The sequence below is a fragment of the Enterococcus sp. E5-37 genome (genome assembly GCF_035726925.1).
Lineage (GTDB): Bacteria > Bacillota > Bacilli > Lactobacillales > Enterococcaceae > Enterococcus_B > Enterococcus_B faecium.
Genome location: NZ_JAPMLG010000012.1, coordinates 66,814 through 87,893 on the forward strand (window position 1 = coordinate 66,814; position 21,080 = coordinate 87,893).

Here is a 21,080-nt window from a genome sequence, read left to right on the forward strand (position 1 = left end):
TTCTTTCTTTTTATACTATTTTATGAACATCAAAGTGTTACTCCATTTTTAAAAATGGCAATTTCTCGAACGTCATTTTGTTCATTTTTCGTTTCTTCTCCACTAGCTACAGCGATGATTTTTTGAACAAATGATTCTAAGATCACTTCCATTGGTTGTTCTAATAAGACGCCTGCATTAAAGTCCATCCAATGACCTTTGCGTTCAAAAAGAGTCGTGTTCGTAGATACCTTGACCGTTGGGACATATGAGCCAAACGGAGTCCCTCTTCCTGTGGTAAACAAGACCAACTGGCAATCGGATGAAGCAAGAGCAGAGGCAGCTACAAGATCATTCCCGGGAGCTTGCAACAAGCTAAGCCCTGGTTTTCTGATTTTCTCGCCATATTGCAGCACATCAACGACAGGAGAGCTTCCTGATTTTTGTGTGCAGCCTAATGATTTGTCTTCTAATGTAGTGATTCCACCTGCTTTATTGCCAGGAGATGGGTTTTCGTAAACTGGTTCCCCGTAAGACAAGAAATACTGTTTGAAGTCATTGATCAAGTTAACGATTGAGTCAAAAACTTCTTCATTTTCCGCTCGTGCCATCAATACTTGTTCTGCACCAAACATTTCTGGCACTTCTGTTAAGATCGTGCTGCCTCCTTGAGCAATCAAGTAGTCAGAAAATGCACCAAGCAAAGGATTGGCAGTTATTCCCGATAGACCATCAGAACCGCCGCATTTCAAACCGACATTCAACTTAGAGAGCGGGACTGGTATGCGCTGTTCATTTTCCGCCACTGTTAAAAGCTCTTCTAATAGAGCCACACCTTGTTCGATCTCATCGTAAACATCTTGAGCCACTAGAAATTTCACTCGTTCTTCATCATATTCACCTAAAATTTTTTTGAATTCAGGAACTGTATTGTTCTCACAACCTAATCCAAATACTAAAACTCCGCCGGCATTGGGATGATTTACTGCGTCCGCTAAAATTTCTCGAGTATTTTGATGATCTTTTCCAAGCTGCGAACAGCCATAAGGATGCTTTAAAATCGTAATATGGTCAAACTGTCCCAGATCTGGATGTTTTTCCTTGAACTGTTTGACGATCAGTTCAGCAATGCCATTTACACACCCAACGGTAGGTACTAAAAACAAATCATTACGAATCCCTACTTTTCCATTTTTTCGCAAGTAACCTTGAAATGTTCGGTTCTCAAAAGGGTAATGACTTGGATGGACATCTTTTTCATATCGATAATCCAATTCACCAGAAAGATTGGTTTTTACATTATGAGTGTGCAGCCATTGACCGGCAGTTACGTCTGTCGTCACATGACCGATTGGATAGCCATATTTGATCACGTTGTCTCCAGCTTTCAAATCACCCAATGCAATCTTATGACCTTGCGGGATATCTTCAAGAGTGGTGATCGTTTGCTGATCAATCGTCAGTTGTGTTTGTTTTGGAATAGGTGTTAATGCGACGACAACACTGTCTCGTTGATTTAATTTCATTGTTGGTTGAAGGGTTTCAAGCATGGACCATCGTTCCTTTCATTTCTTGTAATACTGACCGGACACCTTTTTGATCGATCTTTGCAGCTATTTCTTGAACTGTATCTGTCACATTCGGTATTTGAGACAAATTTTCTCCCCAAAGCGCAGCGTTTTGCAATAATCGAGGAATAGCTGTTCCATTATCAGACCAAGCATCAGTAAATTCGCTTATCGTCTTTTCATCATCATGTGGCTTTACTTGATCGCCTCGATACATAAGAAGTAGCGCAGCTAGTGAAACAGTGATTAACGGTGGTACCTGATTTTGTTCTTCGATATACTTCTTGAACACTGGAAGCAGACGGGTGCTGAACTTTGAAACACTATTTAATGAAATCGCTTCTAATTTGTGATGGGCAAAAGGATTCAAGAAACGTTCTTTGATTTGGTCAGCATAAATGGCTAATTCATCTTTAGGTAAAGAAAGCATAGGAATCAATTCTAGATTGAATAACTGATCAACATATGCGGAGAATAAAGGATCTTTCATTACTTCTTCTACAGTTTCCAATTCCGCCAACAAAGCAAGAGGGACCATCGCTGTATGCGGTCCATTAAGCAAATGCACCTTACGTTCACGATAAGGAGTCATATCATCTGTGATGATGACATTCAAGCCAGCCTGTTTGAATGGTAGTTGATTCTCCAATTCTTTAGGCCCTTCGATCACCCAAAGCATGAATGGTTCTGCTTTGACCATCAATTGATCTTCATAGTTATGCCGTTGATTGAAAACACCTGCATCTTCGCGAGGATAACCTGGTACGATACGATCAACTAAACTACAACAGAAAACATTTTCTTTTTCTAACCACTCAGTAAAAGCAGGTTCTAGATTCCATTTTTCTGCGTAGCGTAAAATGATTTCTTTTAGACGTTCGCCGTTTCTGTCAATCAGTTCGCAAGGAATGATGGTAAAGCCAGCTTTGTTTAATTTGAAACGTCGGTATAAAAAGGCTGTCAGTTTGCCCGGGAAGCTCTGTGGGGGAGTATCTGTTAAATTATCCGTCTCCACAAATTGGATTCCTGCCTCTGTCGTATTGGAGACGATATAGGCCAAGTCGTCATTTTCTGCTAGAGATAGATAAGCATCCCATTCATCATAAGGATTGATCATTTGTTCTACTACGGTGATAATCTCGGAAGTATCAACGATTTCGCCATTGCTGAGTCCTTGTAAAATGACCGTATATAAATTGTCTTGCTGGTTCATCATAGTCCCAAGACCTTGTTCTAAAGGTTGAATGATTGCAACATTACCTTTAAACAATTGTTGGTTATTCAGCTGCTGAATCTGCCAATCAATAAATCCACGCATAAAATTGCCTTCGCCAAACTGAAGAACTTTTACAGGTGCTTCGTTTTTTTTCACTAATTCTTTTGTCAGTTTTTTCATATAAACTTCCTTTCTGTGTTATGCACACGTTAACATTTTTATATAAAATTACTTGTCGTTTACAAGTAATTGATCGACTCACGAAGGATCAACAAGGTGGAGAGCTCAATTTTAGATTGTTCGATCGTCCTGCCTTCGATCAAATCTAGTAAAAGCTTTGTTCCTTCTTGACACATTTCTTTCAAAGGCTTACGTACGGTGGTAAGCGGCGGATTGAGATAGGAGACGACTGGAGAATCATCGAACCCGATCAGAGAAATGTTCTGGGGAACACGGAGGCCAGCTAAATGTACAGCTCTCAATGCACCAATCGCTATGTCGTCGTTGCCGCAAAAAACCAGAGTAGGCAGGTCAGAAAGTGATAATAGGTATTCCATGTTTTGGAGGCCGCTTTCTAAGCTGTAATCTCCTGTTAAAAAATAGGCTGGATTGACAGGGATGCTCGCTTTTTTTAGACTTTTCAATACCCCTTTTTCCCGTTCTTTTGTCGAACGAAAATTTTTCTTTCCGCCAATATAAGCGATCTTCGTATGTCCGCATCTAATACCGTAATCTACTGCCTGCATAACACCGGCCGCATCATCGGCAGTGACATTGATAACCGCTGGATCATTGATGTGACGATTGACAACAACGAAAGGAAATTCTTTTTCTTTGAGATAGTCGATGAAAGGCTGATCATCATCACTTTGACTCATAACGATCAGTCCATCGTAGCGTTGCAGGTTGATTTCTGTTAAATCGACAACATCGATACTTTCAACAGATAAACTGTAATTTGTGTCTAATACTGAATGGATGCCTGCAATGGAATCTGCTAGGAAATTTGATGAAGTTCCTTTATGCAAACTTGAGAAAAATAGTCCGATCAAATATTTTTTTTGATTCACTAAACCTTTTGCACTATAGTTTGGCGAATAATTCATTTCCTTAGCTAGTTGCCGTATTTTTTGTTTTGTTTCATTTTTGATTAAACTGCTGTTATTCAAAGCACGAGAAACTGTCGTATGAGAAACACCAGCTGCTTTAGCGATATCTTTGATCGTTACCATTCCATCATTTTCCTTACTTTTTCACTTTTTGTTAACGCATTCATCATATTACGATAACTACGATAAGTCAATAGATCTTTGATATGAAAAGATTGCACACGTTAAAAATTACTTGGATTTTTATTTTTAATTATGCTATTCTTGAAAGCGGGGAATGCTCATTTAATTAGATGAGTATCAATTTTACAGAAAAATGAAAGCCTTTTATTTTAAAAGGAGGAGAGGAAGAAAATGAAGAAAAGTACAGTATTTTATAAAATATTTTTACCGATGTTTTTATTAGGAGCCGTACTTGTCATAGGATTTAGTTTATTCATTTACCAGAATACCTATGAATCGATCGAATCGAGTTATTTAACAGACAAAAAGAATTTGCTCAGGCAAGTTAAAACTAACGTTGAATGGAAAATCAGAACGATCGAATATTCGTTTTCTACGTATGGTTCGACCAAAAATTTCTCGGACATATTCAAGCATCCGCTGACATATACAGATTACTCCACTTATTCTGAAATCAGGAAAGAACTAAATTTTATAGAAACGATTGTTATAGATGATAATAATTATGATTTAGTCAGTTTGGCTGGTAAATGGGGAGTAATCAATGGATCGTTGAGTCAACTGACCGAAGAGGAAATTGAAGGGTATCAACAGAAGTACATAAATAACAAAGATAATTTATTTTGGCAAAAGAAAAACAAAGGAATCGAAATGGTGATTACTTTGCCAATGTTTGAAAAAGAAAAATATGCATTGGGAATTGCTACGATAGAGAAACATACAATAGAACAAGTTGTTGGTGAAAGTGGAGAAGACATACTTTCTATTGAAAACGAAGTTGGCAACCTTTTTACTACTCAGACAGTAAAAAATAAAGAGCAACCAACTGTATTAACGGACGTGGATCTAGATTACAATCAGCTGAAAGTGATAAGAGAAAAAGATAAAACGTATATAGTACTGAAATCAGATTATAATAATTGGATTTACAGATTAGAAGTTGACTCTAGTGCAATTGGCGCAATGATTCGCAATCTGAGAATCGGGCTAGTTGCAGTGTCTTTAACACTGGTAGGACTCATTGGTCTTCTTTCCTACTTATTTTCGGACAGATTTGCCCGTCCGATTTCTCAAATACAGGAACGTCTGAATCTTAAATCAAAAGGATTCAGTGGGAAAGAACTGGATTTGGTCGCTCAATCAGTCAGTCGGATCATAGGAGAAAAAGAAGCGTTAAGTGCACACTTAGTTACCCAAAAGCCACAGCTGGAAACGCTATTTGTACTTAGTTTATTTAGAAATCGAGTAGAAAGGCGAGAACTAGATCAGCGATTACAGCAATTTGGATATAGTTCTCAAAATGACTGTTATTACACAGCTTTGGTACAAATCGATCTGTTAGAAGATAGTCATGGCGGGGAGCGTGATTTACTACTTTTAGCAATCAACAACATGATCACGGAAATTGTGCCAAAAGAAAAACGAATGCTGCCGATCGTTTTGAATGAAGAAATGCAAGCCACTATTTATCGTATGAATAAAAATGACACAGAAGCAAGCAAAAAAGTCATGGAGTATTGCCGTCTCATTCAAAAACGTGTAAAAGAATACTTGGATTTAACTATCAGTATAGGCATCAGTAACCGGTTCGAAACGCTGAATGAAAGCAAGCAATCGGTTGATCGGGCAAAAGAAGCCCTGTATTATCGTGTAAATACTGGTCCAAGTTCAATTATTTTTTATCAGGAAATCGTTCCTGCTGCTCATGAAAAGACACTTATTAGATATCCGATAGAAGAACAAAATCGATTGTTTGAAGCCATTCGTTCTGGAAATCAGGAAGTGAAGAATTTAGTACATGAATTGATTGATGCATTGTTTGCACAAAATAAAAATCCTTTGAGTCGGGAAGTAGTTTCGGTCCGCTTGATCAATGAACTCGTTCAATTAGGACAGTTACTGGGAGTAGATTCAAAAAACTTTGATAACATGAAACAAATTTATGTAAAAGCACTGAACAATTATCATCCCAAAGAGCTAGAAAAACTTGTTTTAGAACAATTAGTCTTGCCAATCACAGAATGCTCTCAAGCAATTACTGATCATGAATTTAAAAATTTGTCGGAGAATATTATGCATATCGTCTACACAGAATATGATCGTGATCTGTCTTTAGATGTGATCGCTGATAGGTTGCATTATAACCCTAACTATTTAAGTAATGTATTTAAAAAGGAAACAGGCGAAAAATTTGGTGATTTTGTTCAAAATCATCGTTTAGAGGTAGCAAAAAAATGGTTGAAAGAGACTAATCTCTCCGTAAAAGAGATTGCAGAAAGATTGCAATATCGAAATCCGCAAAATTTTATTCGTTTCTTTAAAAAGAAGGAATCGATTACGCCGGGAGAATATCGAAAAAAATATTTGTGAATCAAGAGGCTGTTTTTCTTGTGATCTGATTCAAGCAATAAAAGAGGACAGCAAAAAACAGCACTTCATGTTTTGCTGCTGGCTGATTTTATTGCCGCAGAATCAACAAGATAAACGCCGTTTAATCAAGAGGCTGTTTTTCTTGTGGACTGATTCAAGCAATAAAAGAAGTTAGAATAACCCTAGTATTTGTATTTATGGATAGTTAAATTTCAAGGCTAAGCACGCAAAAAGAACTGTGACAAAAGTCTTGTCACAGTTCTTTTTACGAATAAATGGCGTTCAAGAGACAGCCTATCGACTATAAGGCATAATTTTGTGAAATATGGGAAGCTATTTTTCAAAATCGCTTCTTATTGCTCCTGTGGGTTACTCGTCGCAATGTTTGTGAGAGTTTTTATCATCGCTCAAGGCTGAACGTCTCTTTCACAACCTCTGATACACGGTGTTCCAGGAGTAGATTCTTCGAAAAATAAGCCGAAATTTCACAAAAATTTAAGAAGCAATTTTCGTAAATGCCTTCTTATTTCTTGAAGCTGACCACTTCTGACACAACTACCATTTTGCGTTCAGTACATAATCACCCTTTGACAGAACCTACGAGTGCTCCTTTGACAAAATATTTCTGAACAAAAGGATAAGCAATCAGCATAGGCACTGTTGCAATAACGATAACAGCCATTTTAACTGTTTGTGCTGGTGGAATCACATCAACGGCACTACTTTCTGCTTGCATCCCACTTGATACAATGACGATTTGGCGTAAAAGAATCTGTATCGGCCATTTAGATGAATCGTTGATATACAAAATAGCAGTCATATAAGTGTTCCAGTAAGTAACAGCATAAAAAAGCGAGATAGTAGCAATAGACGGTAACGCTAATGGCAGCATAATTTTGAAAAATACACCAAAATCTGTGCAACCATCCATTTTTGCTGATTCTTCCAAACTATCCGGCAAGGCTTGGAAAAAGTTTCTCATAATGATCATATTCATTGCATTAACAGCCACAGGCAGGATCATGGCCCAGTAAGAATTGACCAGCCCTAGAGAACGAACAACTAAGAACGTTGGAATCATCCCCCCGCTGAACAACATAGAAAATACAACAAGAAAGTTGACGAAACCTCGACCAAACAAATACTTTCTGGAAAGACCGTAGGCCATCAGTGAAGTTGCACACATACTGACGATCGTTCCGACACCTGTAACACCAATCGAAACAGCAAGTGCTCTAAAAATGGTCGGCGTAGAAAGAATGTAGCGATACGCGTCTAAAGAAAAGGTAGTAGGAAAAAGGATAAACTTTTTCGCGACGACTTCTTGTGTAGAAGCAAAAGATGTAGCGATGATATTTAAAAAAGGAACGATACAGATCAAAGCTAGCAAAATTAGAAACGTATTGTTGAAAAGTGTAAAACTTCTTTCTCCTATAGAGACTTTCTTTTTCATATAGATAGGCTCCTCCTCAAAATAAATTAAATGTTTCTGTTTCTATATGTTCAATTTATCATCGGTGAAAGATTACGTATATAATCATTTCCTATGCTAAGTGTCAGATAGAAAAAAATAGAAGGTTTGCTATGCGTAGTTTATTTGTGAAAAAATACACTTTATCGTTTTGCATAGCGCAAAAATCATTGTTATGTAAGCGTTTTTACATACGATAAAAATGATTATATACGTAATTCAGATAGTTATCTATCATGAAGTCATAAGCAGCAAACATTCACAAAACTAAGGAGGGGCTTATGGAAAGTGTAAAGAAACAAGAACCATTTCAACTGACGCTATCGAAAAAAGAAGAAAAGCTCAGAAGACGAAAAAAAATAATTGCAGGAATCAAAACGAATAAATTTTTATATGTGATGATTCTGCCGGGAGTCCTTTATTTCTTGATTTTTAGGTATCTTCCTATGGGGGGGCTCGTTATTGCTTTTCAAGATTATCAACCATTTTTAGGAATAATGGGAAGTCCTTGGGTCGGTTTCAAACATTTCATTCGTTTGTTTACAGAACCGACATTCTTTACATTATTAAGAAATACGTTGATCTTGTTCGGATTAAATATCTTCGTGTTTTTTCCGATGCCAATCATCTTGTCTTTACTATTAAATGAAGTAACGAACAAACGATTGAAAAACGGGATTCAAACGATCATTTACATCCCTCACTTCATGTCTTGGGTAATCATTGTTTCGATTACTTATGTATTTTTGAATGTTGACGGAGGGGTATTGAATGAATTCCTTGCAACAATGGGATTTGAAAAAATCAGTTTTCTAACATCCCCTGAATGGACACGCACAGTATATATCGGACAAGTGATCTGGAAAGAGTTGGGCTGGTCTACGATCATCTATCTTTCAGCGATAACTGCAGTCGATACACAGTTGTATGAAGCTGCAGAAATGGATGGAGCAGGACGCTTACGCAAAACATGGCATGTTACATTGCCGGCAATTCGTCCAGTAATCATTACCTTGCTGATTCTAAAAATCGGTCAGACATTAGACTTAGGGTTCGAGCATATGTACTTGTTATTGAATTCATTGAATCGAAGTGTTGCAGAAATTTTCGACACCTATATTTATACAGCTGGATTGAAGAATGGGCAGTTAAGTTTCAGTACAGCAATGGGATTGTTTAAAGGGGTCGTAGGATTGTTTATGGTAATTTTAGCTAATAAGATTGCCAAAAAGCTAGGAGAAGACGGCGTTTACTAAGATAGAAAGAGAGGGAAAGATATGCTGCAGTCATTAGATAAAATAAACGGAAGGCTAAATCGTATTTTACAGTTGGTTTATTTGAATTTTCTGTGGGGCGGTTTAGTCATCGCAGGTTTGGGAGTTTTTACTTTCGGTCCTGCATCGTATGCGATGGTTGCAGTGATTAGAAAATGGCTGCGCTCAAAAGAAACGTTTCCTTTGACGAAAACGTACTTCACATATTTTAAAGAAAACTATCGTGAAACCTTGCTGATGAGCTGGATATATGGTGCCATCGGGATTGTTTTACTTGTGGATCTTTCTTTCATACACAATTGGTATCTTAGGATCGCTTTGTATATTGCTGCGTTCATATATGTGCTCTCAGCACTCTATATTTTCCCAATCATGGCTCATTATGATTGGAAAGGATATTTTTTCAAAATGAAAATGGCATTTTTATTCGGATTCTCACATCTTCATTACTCATTAGTGTTGATATTAAGTATGGTAGGGATTTATCTGATGATCATCCAAACAATGCCAGGTGTTTTAACCTTTATCGGTGGTAGTCTCTTCTTTTCCGCAGTCACGTGGACAGCAAATTCTATATTTTGCCATTTGGAATGGAAGAACTCATATACAGAAAAAACAGAAGAAAACAAAAATATTATTAAAACAGTGAAGGAGAAAATTTATGAAAAAAGCAACGCTCGTAAAATTAGGTCTTAGTTTTGCAGGAATTCTAGCACTTGCCGCATGCGGCAGCAGTTCAAGTAACAGTTCTTCAGAGACAGAAGATGGAAAAGCTAAAATCACTTGGTTAAATATTTTGCATCATGCTTCACCGCCTACAGACACGATTGTGAACTTGATCGAAGAAAAAACCGATACGGAACTGACATTCAACTGGATTCCTGATGCTTCAAAAGAAGAAAGATTAACAACTGCATTGGCTTCTGATGAACTAGGAGATATCGTTACACTTCAAATTGCGATGTTGAAAAACTCTTCTGTCCGCAATGCGTTAAAATCAGGCGTATTCTGGGATGTATCAGAATATTTAAAAGACTATAAAAATTTAAGTCAAATTTCTGAAGATAGAATCGAAGCTGCGAGTATCGACGGTGCCTTGTACGGCGTACCGATACAAAAAGACTACGCTCGTGCTGGCTTAGTCATTCGAAAAGACTGGTTGGATAATCTAGGACTAGATGTTCCAACTACCATGGATGAGCTTTATGAAGTAGCTAAACAATTTACAGAAAACGATCCTGATGGAAATGGTGTGGACGACACAGTTGGTTTTGGCGATCGTGCGCCTAGTGATATTCGTTATACCAGCTTTAAACTTTTCACTTCTTATTTTGGAGCACCAAATGGCTGGGCTGTAGACGATAATGGCAAATTCACTCCAGAATTTGATACAGAAGAGTATATGAAAGCTTTGAATTTTTCAAGAGATCTATTTGAGAATGGCTATTTGGCACAAGACTTTGCAGTTACCCAAAAGACTGATCAGCAAGAACAATTTGCACAAGGAAGAACTGGAATCTACACTGGAATGGTGGATATCAAGAATCTGAAGACGATGGGTCAAGGTATTCAAGATGATATGGAATTAGTGCCTGTAAACAAGATCTCAGATGGTGAAGGCGGCGGTTATCATGTTTGGTCAGAAGGAAATGGTATTGGCGGCTTGCTAGCATTTCCCAAATCTCAAGTAAAAGACGAAGCACAATTGAAGAAATTACTTCAATTTGTTGATGATCTTTTAGAAGAAGATGTGTATAAATTGATGACTGGCGGTATCGAAGGGACGCATTATGAATTGAATGATGATGGTTCTATCGAATTTATCGATATGGATCTTTGGCAGCAAGAGGTGCAACCGTTATCAAGCTCTCGTCCTAGTGAAGTGACGTTCTCTTTCAAAGATACAGACCCTGAAAAAGAATTCTCTAATCAATTGATCAAAGAAAACGAAGAATTCGCTGTAATGGATCCTTCTGTGCCATTGGATTCACCGACGAACAATGAAGTAGGATCAGAAATCGAAAAAATCATTATTGATGCTACGGTGCAATACATCATGGGACAGCTTGACGAAGATGGATTCAAAAAAGCTGTAGAAGACTGGAAAGCACAAGGAGGCGATCGAATCACACAAGAGTACGAGGAAGCATACAAAGCAGCGGCACAGTAATATAGACGATTGGGACAAATACTTCTTGGTATTTGTCCCAAATCCTATTTTAATTTTTAAAGGAGAGCAAATAATGGAAAACTGGTCAAAGAAATTAGCAAAAAGTATCATGGAAAGAACACCTCGCTTATATGAAGAAAAGTGGTATAAAGGAAAATGGTCTTATGACTATGGCGTCGTACTTAAAGGGTTCCAATTACTTTGGGAACGAACCCAAGAAAAAATTTATTTTGATTTCATAAAAGACAATATCGACTATTTCGTGCAAGAAGATGGAACGATCCGTGGCTACAGCGTTGAAGAATACAATATCGACCATGTAAATACAGGAAAGCTTTTCTTTTTATTGTACAAAGAAACAGGCGAAGAAAAATATAAAAAAGCAGCAGAACTCCTTTCCCAGCAGTTGGCAAACCATCCACGCACATCCGAAGGAGCTTTTTGGCATAAAGAAATTTATCCTTATCAAATTTGGTTGGATGGCTTATATATGGGTTCTCCTTTTTATGCTGAATTTATCCAGAATTTTAGTGAAGAAAAAGATTACCAAGATGTTTTGAGACAGTTTGAAATCAGTTATAAACATCTATTCGATCCAAAAACAAATTTGCTGATTCATGCATGGGATGAAAAGAAGGTCCAACCATGGGCTGATCCAAAAACAGGTCTATCCCATCATTTTTGGAGCCGATCGATTGGCTGGTATTTGATGGCTGCAGCAGATACCTATGAATTACTTCATGAAGAAACAGATTGTTCTTTGCTGAAAGAAATTCTAGAAAAGACACTGGCTGCATTACTTCCATATCAAGAAGAAAACAGCGGGACATGGTATCAAGTAACAACAGAAACAAAACGGAAAGGAAATTATCTGGAAGCTTCCGGCAGTAGTATGTTTGTTTACGCAATGGCTAAAGGAATACGTTTGGGCCTGCTGAACAAAGAAGAATGGCTTCCACAAGTGAAGAAATCACATCAAGGATTACTTGATGAATTTGTTCTGGAAACAAAAGAAGGCTGGCTGAATTTGAATAAAAACTGTCAAGTAGCAGGGTTAGGCGGAGCAGATCAGCGAGATGGTTCATATGCTTACTACATCAGTGAACCAATTATTTGTAATGATCAAAAAGGCGTTGGTGCATTCTTGCAAGCATTGATTGAAGCGGAGGCATTATAAATATGTATGATATTTTGACATTTGGCGCATCAATTGATGAATTGAATACTGAAGCAATACAACAAGCCATTGATGCTGCAGCAAGTGACGGAGGCGGGACCGTAGTTGTTCCAGCAGGTGAATTTCTAACAGGAGCTTTATTTTTAAAAAGCAATGTCGAACTTCATTTAAGCGCAGGAGCGGTTCTGAAATTCTCTGACGATCCAAAAGATTATCCTGTTGTTCATTCACGTTGGGAAGGAGTCCATCGAAAAGTTTATGCTTCCTGTATCTATGCTCAAAATGTAGAGAACATCTCTGTCACTGGTTTCGGTACATTAGATGGAAATGGAAAAAAATGGTGGCATACTTTTAGAAATGAACCAGATAATCTCGCTTATCCTCGTCCTAAATTGATGAGTTTCCATAACTGTCATCGAATTACTGTGAAAGATATTAAATTGATCCAGTCACCAAGTTGGACGATCAACCCGATTCTTTGCAGTAATGCAACGTTTGATAACTTGACGATCTTGAACCCAGCGGATTCACCAAATACAGACGGAATTGATCCAGAATCATGCAAAAATGTGCGTATTAGTAATTGCCATATTGACGTGGGAGATGACTGTATTGCAATCAAGGCAGGGACTGAAGATACGTACGAAAGGATCGCTTGCGAAAATATCACGATCACAAATTGCACGATGGTCCATGGACATGGCGGTGTCGTATTAGGAAGTGAAATGAGTGGTAGTATTCGTAATATTACCATTTCAAATTGTATCTTCCAAGAAACTGATCGAGGAATACGATTGAAATCTAGACGAGGTCGAGGCGGGATCGTTGAAGATATTCGAGTATCCAATATAGTCATGGATAATGTGATGTGTCCATTTATACTGAATCTTTATTATTTCTGCGGTCCGCGAGGAAAAGAACCATATGTATGGGAAAAAACGGCTTATCCGATAGATGAACGGACACCAGCATTCAGAAGGATCCATTTTTCGAATATCACGGTAAGGAATGTCCATGCTTCTGCAGGTTTTATTTATGGATTAGCGGAACAATTCATACAAGAAATCACATTTGACAATATCGATGTCTCGATGGCCCAAGATGCAGTTCCCGGTGTTCCTGCTATGATGACAGGAATAGAGGAAATGAGCAAGCAAGGATTTTACATTGGTTTTGCGGATAAGGTTACCTTTAATCAAATGACGATTGAGAATCATGAAGGACCAGCATTTCTATTAGAAAATACGAAAGAAATCAGTATTGAGAAATTCCAATCAAATCAATCAGAAAATATGGATGAACTGGTTGTTCGTAAAAACTTTGCTTATGCAGTTGAATGATTTTTTAGGTGCTCCATCTAGCAGACGTACCCCTAGTGGAAAACGATTATACCGAGAAAAACAAAACAGTTTTATGCTTGAATACTATCAATTGTACTTAAATGAATTGGAAACAGTACCAGCCCTCTATGCTTATCCAGAAAAAGAAGGACCGTTTCCGACGGTCCTTTACCTGCATTCTCACGGCGGAGATTTTTCGGTCGGGAAAAGTGAATTGATCCATGGTGCTCCCTACTTAGCTTCTCCATCTTTTGCAGAAGTACTGACAGGAATGGGATATGCTGTTTGGTCGATTGATGCTTGGGGATTTGAAGAACGCGGAGGTATTTCCGAAAGCGAGTTGTTCAAACAATTTTTATTAACAGGAAAAACGTTATGGGGAATGCGTATTTATGATGTGATCAGCTTGATCGATTATTTGGAGACAAGGGAAGACACAGATACTCAACGGCTCGCAACGATTGGTCTTTCTATGGGAGGCTTATTAAGCTGGTGGGTGGCGGCATTGGATTCTCGTGTCAAAGTTTGTATTGATCTAGCGGCACAGGTGGACATCGAAACACTTTTGCTACATCGCCGCCTAGATCATCATGGGTTTTATTACTATGTGCCCAACCTACTGACAGCTTATACAACGTTAGCAATCCAAGAAAAAATCGCTCCGCGCCCTCGTCTTAGCTTAGTTGGAAAAAACGATACGATGTGCTTGGATGAAGGTGTACTGAAGCTGAGAAAAGGGTTGGACAAAAAGTATCAATCAATGGGTAGTCCAGAAAACTTTTCTTCTTTTTCTTTAACAGGCGGTCATATGGAAACACAAGAAATGAGAAACATTTGGAAACAATTCATAAGGGAGCATTTATGAGGATGAAAGACAAACTGATAATTGGAAAGAATGCTATAGATACCCCGACGGATTTTGAAACTATCCAAGAAGGAATCGATTATTTGGCAGGCCTGCCGGATAGCCATCCAAAGGTCTTGATAGTAAAAGAAGGAAGATATGATGAATATATAGAAAGCAGATTATCCAATTTTAAACTTGTGGGAGCAGGAACAGTAGTGATCTCCGGTAATCGTTTTGCAAAACAGGAGTATCTTGACGGTAGCCAGTTAGGGACTTTCCGAAGTGCTACTTTTTTCTTAGAAGGATCGAATGTCGTATTAGAAAATCTTCACATCGAAAATACAGCAGGTCCAGGAGAAAAGGTAGGACAGGCTGTTGCTTTATTCAATTCAGGAGATCGCGTATCTTTAAAAAACTGTCGACTATCTGGTTATCAGGATACCTTATGCACGGGTCCGTTGCCTGATTTGCAAAAAGATGGTACTCCTTTTTGTACACCGGCTTCTGCCAATCCTGAGTATTGTCGTCAGACCTATGAATATTGCTGGATTGAAGGAACGGTGGATTTCATATTTGGTGGGGGAGATGCCGTTTTTCATCAGTGTCATATCCATAGCTTAGCCAGTAAAAATCCTGGATACATCACAGCAGCATCTACGCCGAAAAATCAAAAAACAGGGTATCGTTTTGAAAGCTGTACCTTGACTGCAGAACCTGATACTAGAAACGTCTATTTAGGAAGACCGTGGCGTCCGTATGCAAATGTCTTATTTGAAGCGTGTAAGATAGGTGGGCATGTTCACCCAACTGGTTGGGATAATTGGGATGACAAGAAAAATGAACAGACTGTCAAATTCTCTGAACGTAATAACAATTATGAAACATCGATCAAAAGACCTGAATGGATACATTTAGAAAAGCAGGGGGTTCAGAAATGAAAAGAAAATGGGAACTATTGCTAGGAATGGTCGGTGGCAGTCTATCTTTGATTTTCTTTGGCGGGTTAGCAGTTACTTTAAGTAATATGTCTGCGTCAGAGTTTAAAAAAAGTTATCAGTCGCTTGCTGTAGATCATCCAACTTTGTCTTTAGAAAATACATTTGGATTATTACAGGACATGACTGGTCTGTTTGCCGTTGTGTTGTTTATTTCACTTGCTTTTTTAGCAGTAGCATTGTTTTTGACTGCTAAAGGAAAATACTTAACAACTGCCACTGGTTTGTATTTTATAACAGGATTCATATTGTTGATTGGCACTCAGTTTATTGCGTTTCCTTTTGCATTTTTTTATTTCGCAGCTGGGGCATTCAGTTTATATCGAGTAAGAATGAGAAAAGGAGCCTGAATCATGCAGACTATCAAAGTGAAAAATCCTATTTTAAGAGGATTCAATCCAGATCCTAATATATTAAGAGTGAAAGAGCGGTATTACATTATTGTCTCCTCTTTTGAATGGCTTCCAGGAATCCGAGTATATGAGTCGAAAAATTTAGTCAACTGGTCACATACAACGGATATTTTGACCACTCAAGTATCTTTGCAAGGAAATCCTACAAATGGAAGTATATGGGCACCACAGATCAGTTATGCTGATGGATTGTTTTATCTTGTTTACACAGATGTCAAAAGTGCAGGCCGTCCGTATAAAGATGTCCACAATTATTTGATCACTGCATCTGAGATCACAGGTCCTTGGTCCGAACCAATTTATTTAAATAGTAACGGCTTTGATCCTTCTTTGTTCCATGATCTTGAAACGGGAAAAAAATGGCTTGTCAATGAACTATGGGATTATCGTCTGGACACACCGAATAAATCCAGCGGTATCGTATTACAAGAATATGATGCAGAGAAGAAGCTTGATGGTCCCATCTATAAAATATTTGCAGGTACAGAATTAGCGAAAACGGAGGCACCACATTTGTATTTTCGTAACGGGTATTATTATTTGATGACGGCAGAAGGCGGTACAGGAAGAGGACATTCAGTTACAGTTTGCCGAGCAAAGAATATTACTGGTCCTTACGAGCTTGATCCTGGTTTTCCTATGCTGACAGCTAGTGACAAACCTGCTTCTACATTGCAATGTACAGGACATGGGAGCTTAGTACAAACCCCGTCAGGAAGATGGTACATGACATATCTTTGTACCAGACCATTAAACGGTGCGGCTATTTTGGGAAGAGAAACCGCTATTCAAGAAGTGTATTGGACGTCCGACGATTGGTTAAGACTTAAAGATAGCCAGACAACTCCGATGGAAGAAATAATGATTGAGACAAATGAAGAGGTACAACAAGAAAAAGATCATCAGTTTATGGATACATTTGAAGGAGAGCTAAAGAAGAACTGGAATGCCAGACGCATTTTGCCAAATGCTGATTGGTGTGATACAAAATGTAGACCAGGTTTTTTACGTCTGATTTCCGGTGAATCTCTTCAATCTACCTTCGAACATCATTTGTTAGCTATTCGGCAAACGGATTTTACTTTTGATGCGGAGACAGCATTTGAATACATGCCTAATAATTTTAATCAGATGGCTGGACTGGTACTGTACTTAAATGAATCCAATTATATTTATTGTTATGTTACTTGGAATGAGGACAAGGGAAAATGCCTACGTATGATAGAATCAGAAAACGGAGTAGCACAAATAGAAGATTGGACGATTCCACTCACAGAAAAGAAGACTTTTTTGAAAGTCACTGTAAAGAAAGAGACAGCACAGTTTCGTTTGAAAGACGTATCAACTGAAGAATGGAAGAAAGTAGGTCCGCAAAAAAACATGTGTATACTCTCAGGAGGGTTTACTGGAAATTTTATCGGGATAGCAGTGCATGATCTAAATAAAAAAAGAGGAAGTTATGCTGATTTTGAGTTTTTCAAGTATGATGGAAAAGATCATCTGTAATTTAATTCTTTAATAAATGAGGTTCACTAACTTATTTTCACTAGTTAGTGAATTTTTTTGTTTGTATATATTGTTATGTAAAAAAAGTTATCAATCTTATGTATCAATGTTTTTAGATTATTTTTTGTTTTTTATCTGTCAAGATAATGCAATAAAAAGCCAACATTGTGAATATAAAAACAAGAAAAAAAGAGTTATAATTTTGAAAACGTTTACTAGAAGAGGTAGGAGGAATTCAAATGCTTTCACAAAATGCTGTTACAGCAAATACAGTAAAAAAAGAAAAAAAGGAATTTGGGATTTCCGATAAGATAGGCTACATGTTCGGTGATCTAGGTAACTGTTTTATTTTAGGTTTAGTCAATAGTTTCTTGATGATTTATTATACGAATGTTCTTGGCGTTTCAGGGGCAATCGTAGGTACGTTATTCTTGATTTCGAGAATTTTGGATGCGTTTGCTGATGTGATGGTTGGAAGATTATGTGATGTCTCAGAGTTAACAGAAGCTGGCCGATTTATTCCTTGGATCAGAAAAATGAAGTATCCATTTTGCTTAGTGACTGTCATTTTGTTTTTGCCATTCGTCCAACATCTTCCAATGACGGCGAAGATTGCTTATATTTTTGTTTCATACATTGTTTATGGGATTTTTCTCTCAACAATCAATATCCCGTATGGAGCAATGGCAGCAGCAATTAGCTCAAATCCTAATGACCGCACCTCGTTGTCCACTTTCCGAAGCATTGGTTCTGCGATTGGCGGATCAACTACAGGATTCTTCATTCCGATTTTAATGTATACCCATAACAAGAGTGGACAACAAGTCGTTTCAGGGAATCATTTCTTTTGGATTTCAATCGGATGTGCTGCAATTGCATTTGTCGCATATATGTTAACTTGTAAATTGACTACTGAAAGAGTAAGAGTTGTCAAAAACGAAAAAGTATCTGCTTCTCAGTTGGTAAAAGGTTTGTTAGCTAATCGAGCACTGATTATTTTAGTCATTGTTGACATTTTCATTGTGATCAATCAGATTTTAGCTGGGACGAATATGACTTATTTATTCAATGATTACTTCCATAATAAACAAGCAATGTCTGTTGCTCTTTTATTTACTTACGGAACAGTAGTAGTTTTAGCACCATTTGCTACAAAGCTGACAAAATTATTTGGTAAAAAGGAAGCAAGCGTATTTGCGTTACTTACTTCTTCATGTATGTACTTGCTGATGTATTTCCTTCATATAACAAATGCATGGGTATATCTGATTCTTTTATTTATCGCTACTTTAGGATCTGGTTTATTCAATTTGATGGTCTGGGCATTCATTACTGACGTGATTGATTATCATCAATATAAGACAGGCTTAAGAGAAGATGGAACAGTATATGGAGTAAATTCTTTTGCGAGAAAAGTAGGACAAGCATGTGCAGGAGCGGTAGGCGGATTTATGCTGGCACTCATTGGTTACCAATCGTCTACAACAGGTGGAGCCATCCAATCAGTTTTAGTACAAGAAAGGATTTATACGATGGCAAACTTGTTACCAGCATTCTGCTTATTTGTATCCGCAATCATTTTGCTAGTAGGTTACCCACTGAATCGTTCAAAAACTGTATTTATTGGTGAAGAATTGAAAAAAATCAATGAAAGATAGGGAGAAACGTATTGCGGACAAAAAAAGGGATTATCAATGCTTTGAACTTTAAAACAAACGACACTCAACAAGATGATACAATAATACTGCAAAAAGCAATCGATCAAGGTGCGAAAGAACACTTACCTGTATTTATTCCAAAAGGCATTTATTTAGTCGGAGCCCTTTTTTTAAAAGATAAGAGTCATCTTATCTTTGAAGAAGGTGCAGTCCTCAAGGGGAGAACAGATATCGAAGCATTTCCAGAAATCGATACACGAGTAGCCGGCGTAGAAATGAAATGGCTAGCAGCGATTTTGAATGTTCTCTCGGCGAAAGATATTCTTATAGAAGGAAAAGGAATAATCGACGGTCAAGGAGACCATTGGTGGGAGCTGTATTGGGGAAAAGATCAAAAAAGCGGGACAAGAGCTGAATACGATCAAAAGGGACTTCGTTGGATTGCGGATTATGCTATTAAACGTCCACGCGCTTGTTTACTGTATCATGCAGAACATGTTGTTGTTCGTGATTTGATTTTTCAGAAATCAGGTTTTTGGAACTTGCAAATCACTTATTCTAACGATGTATTAGTAGAAAAAGTAATCATCCGCAACAATGATGGACCAAGTACAGATGGGATTGATATTGATTCTTCAACAAATGTGCGTATCTATGAATGTGATTTGGCCTGTGGTGATGATTGTATTGCTATTAAGTCTGGCAGAGATGGCAATGGTGCAAGAGTCAATCGAAAATCATCAAGAATCGAGGTTGCTAGATGTAAAATCCGTTCAGGATACGGTGTAACTATTGGTAGCGAAGTTAGTGCTGGAGTTAGTGACGTATATATTCACGATATCGATTTTTTTCAGTCAGACTGTGGTATTCGAATGAAATCTTCAAAAGAAAGAGGGGGAGTGATCGAAAATATCAGGGTAGAAAATCTGAATATGATTGATGTACAATTTCCTTTTTCTTGGATAATGGACTGGCATAATGAATACAATAGAAAAAATAGCAATGACCTTGCTCAAATGCCAGAAAGTTGGCAAGCAGTGGCTGAAGAAATACCTGAATCAAAGCAAATGACGAAAGTCAAAGACATACACATCAAAAACGTACAGGCATGCCTTTCTCCAGGTTACTCACTTCCTTCCCGAGCTTTTGATTTAGTAGCATTTCCTGAAAAGCCTATAGAAGATGTCTGCTTTTCTCATTGCCAAATAACTGCAAAAGAATTCGGGCGAATCGAAGCAGTACAAAACTTATGTTTCAAAAGCTGTGATTTATCTATAGAAACTGGCAATACAGCTGCAAACAATACTTTTGACAATCGTTGAAATTACAATAAGGTCAAGCTTAAATAATATTTTAGCTTGACCTTTATTTTTTTTAATGATATATTAAACAACGTTGTCGCGCTTCATTGAAACATTTTATGAAAATTCCAAAAAAGAGTTGACACATGTTTTTAGACGTGATAAGATAACTAAGTCGTTAAAAAGAACCACTTGCGAAGCTTGATTCTATCGAAAAAAACTTCAAAAAAGTTCTTGACAAATAACAAACGATAAGTTATGATAAATGAGTTGCTGAAAGATTTCGAAAAACGAAATCGAAAAAACTTTTAAAAAAGAGTTGACAATCGCTTGTCTCTTTGATATGATATAAAAGTTGCTACGGCAGCCAAAAAACGAATCGGGAAACACTCTCGATGAAGTAGACCTTTGAAAACTGAACAAAGTAAGACAAACCAAATGTGTAGGGCGTCTTGATTCAATTCAAGACAACAAACATTTTTAACAAGCAAGCAATATGCTAG

Annotated in this window: 16 protein-coding genes; 12 read left to right on the forward strand and 4 right to left on the reverse strand. The window is 37.6% G+C overall.

Annotated elements, in window-relative coordinates:
• Positions 1-29: 29 nt before the first annotated feature.
• Genes OS138_RS10390 through OS138_RS10400 form a run of 3 tightly spaced genes read right to left on the reverse strand, consistent with a single transcriptional unit; the run spans position 30 to position 3,995 of the window.
• Complete coding sequence (locus OS138_RS10390) at positions 30-1,529, reverse strand: UxaA family hydrolase (RefSeq protein WP_325070098.1); 1,500 nt, start codon at positions 1,527-1,529, stop codon at positions 30-32.
• Positions 1,522-2,943 carry a tagaturonate reductase gene (locus OS138_RS10395; RefSeq protein WP_325070099.1) on the reverse strand — a complete coding sequence of 474 codons (1,422 nt, stop codon included), beginning with the start codon at positions 2,941-2,943 and terminating at the stop codon, positions 1,522-1,524. Before OS138_RS10395 ends, OS138_RS10390 begins: the two co-directional genes overlap by 8 nt.
• A gap of 59 nt (positions 2,944-3,002) precedes the next feature.
• The gene (locus tag OS138_RS10400; RefSeq protein ID WP_325070100.1) at positions 3,003-3,995 is read right to left on the reverse strand and encodes a LacI family DNA-binding transcriptional regulator; all 993 of its coding nucleotides are present in this window, start codon (positions 3,993-3,995) and stop codon (positions 3,003-3,005) included.
• A gap of 231 nt (positions 3,996-4,226) precedes the next feature.
• Here OS138_RS10400 and OS138_RS10405 point away from each other — a divergent pair, with 231 nt between their 5' ends.
• Complete coding sequence (locus tag OS138_RS10405) at positions 4,227-6,425, forward strand: helix-turn-helix domain-containing protein (protein WP_325070101.1); 2,199 nt, start codon at positions 4,227-4,229, stop codon at positions 6,423-6,425.
• A gap of 580 nt (positions 6,426-7,005) precedes the next feature.
• On the opposite strand, the gene OS138_RS10410 is transcribed toward OS138_RS10405, so the two are convergent.
• The gene (locus OS138_RS10410; protein WP_002297754.1) at positions 7,006-7,878 is read right to left on the reverse strand and encodes a carbohydrate ABC transporter permease; all 873 of its coding nucleotides are present in this window, start codon (positions 7,876-7,878) and stop codon (positions 7,006-7,008) included.
• A 299-nt stretch (positions 7,879-8,177) separates the two neighbouring features.
• Here OS138_RS10410 and OS138_RS10415 point away from each other — a divergent pair, with 299 nt between their 5' ends.
• The 11 genes from OS138_RS10415 (at position 8,178) to OS138_RS10465 (ending at position 20,598) form a co-directional block, all read left to right on the forward strand.
• The gene (locus OS138_RS10415) at positions 8,178-9,152 is read left to right on the forward strand and encodes an ABC transporter permease (RefSeq protein ID WP_002286009.1); all 975 of its coding nucleotides are present in this window, start codon (positions 8,178-8,180) and stop codon (positions 9,150-9,152) included.
• A gap of 21 nt (positions 9,153-9,173) precedes the next feature.
• Positions 9,174-9,866 carry a YesL family protein gene (locus OS138_RS10420; RefSeq protein ID WP_002286012.1) on the forward strand — a complete coding sequence of 231 codons (693 nt, stop codon included), beginning with the start codon at positions 9,174-9,176 and terminating at the stop codon, positions 9,864-9,866.
• Positions 9,832-11,340 (forward strand): extracellular solute-binding protein, encoded by a 1,509-nt coding sequence (locus OS138_RS10425; RefSeq protein WP_010727324.1) that lies wholly within the window; start codon positions 9,832-9,834, stop codon positions 11,338-11,340. The genes OS138_RS10420 and OS138_RS10425 overlap by 35 nt, the downstream gene beginning before the upstream one ends.
• A gap of 73 nt (positions 11,341-11,413) precedes the next feature.
• Positions 11,414-12,517 (forward strand): glycoside hydrolase family 88/105 protein, encoded by a 1,104-nt coding sequence (locus tag OS138_RS10430; protein WP_087626377.1) that lies wholly within the window; start codon positions 11,414-11,416, stop codon positions 12,515-12,517.
• A gap of 2 nt (positions 12,518-12,519) precedes the next feature.
• On the forward strand, positions 12,520-13,857 hold the full coding sequence (locus OS138_RS10435) for a glycoside hydrolase family 28 protein (protein ID WP_325070102.1): 1,338 nt from the start codon (positions 12,520-12,522) through the stop codon (positions 13,855-13,857).
• The gene (locus OS138_RS10440; protein WP_087626552.1) at positions 13,844-14,722 is read left to right on the forward strand and encodes a dienelactone hydrolase family protein; all 879 of its coding nucleotides are present in this window, start codon (positions 13,844-13,846) and stop codon (positions 14,720-14,722) included. Before OS138_RS10435 ends, OS138_RS10440 begins: the two co-directional genes overlap by 14 nt.
• The gene (locus tag OS138_RS10445; RefSeq protein ID WP_325070103.1) at positions 14,719-15,642 is read left to right on the forward strand and encodes a pectinesterase family protein; all 924 of its coding nucleotides are present in this window, start codon (positions 14,719-14,721) and stop codon (positions 15,640-15,642) included. The genes OS138_RS10440 and OS138_RS10445 overlap by 4 nt, the downstream gene beginning before the upstream one ends.
• Positions 15,639-16,049, forward strand: a complete 411-nt coding sequence (locus OS138_RS10450; RefSeq protein ID WP_002307990.1) for a DUF4064 domain-containing protein — start codon at positions 15,639-15,641, stop codon at positions 16,047-16,049. Before OS138_RS10445 ends, OS138_RS10450 begins: the two co-directional genes overlap by 4 nt.
• 3 nt (positions 16,050-16,052) lie before the next feature.
• Positions 16,053-17,618: a glycoside hydrolase family 43 protein gene (locus OS138_RS10455; RefSeq protein ID WP_325070104.1), complete on the forward strand. Its 1,566-nt coding sequence runs from the start codon at positions 16,053-16,055 to the stop codon at positions 17,616-17,618.
• 239 nt (positions 17,619-17,857) lie between these two features.
• Entirely contained in the window at positions 17,858-19,276 is a 1,419-nt protein-coding gene (locus OS138_RS10460; RefSeq protein ID WP_325070105.1) for an MFS transporter, read from the forward strand.
• Positions 19,277-19,287: 11 nt separating this feature from the next.
• Complete coding sequence (locus OS138_RS10465; protein ID WP_325070106.1) at positions 19,288-20,598, forward strand: glycoside hydrolase family 28 protein; 1,311 nt, start codon at positions 19,288-19,290, stop codon at positions 20,596-20,598.
• Positions 20,599-21,080 lie beyond the last annotated feature (482 nt).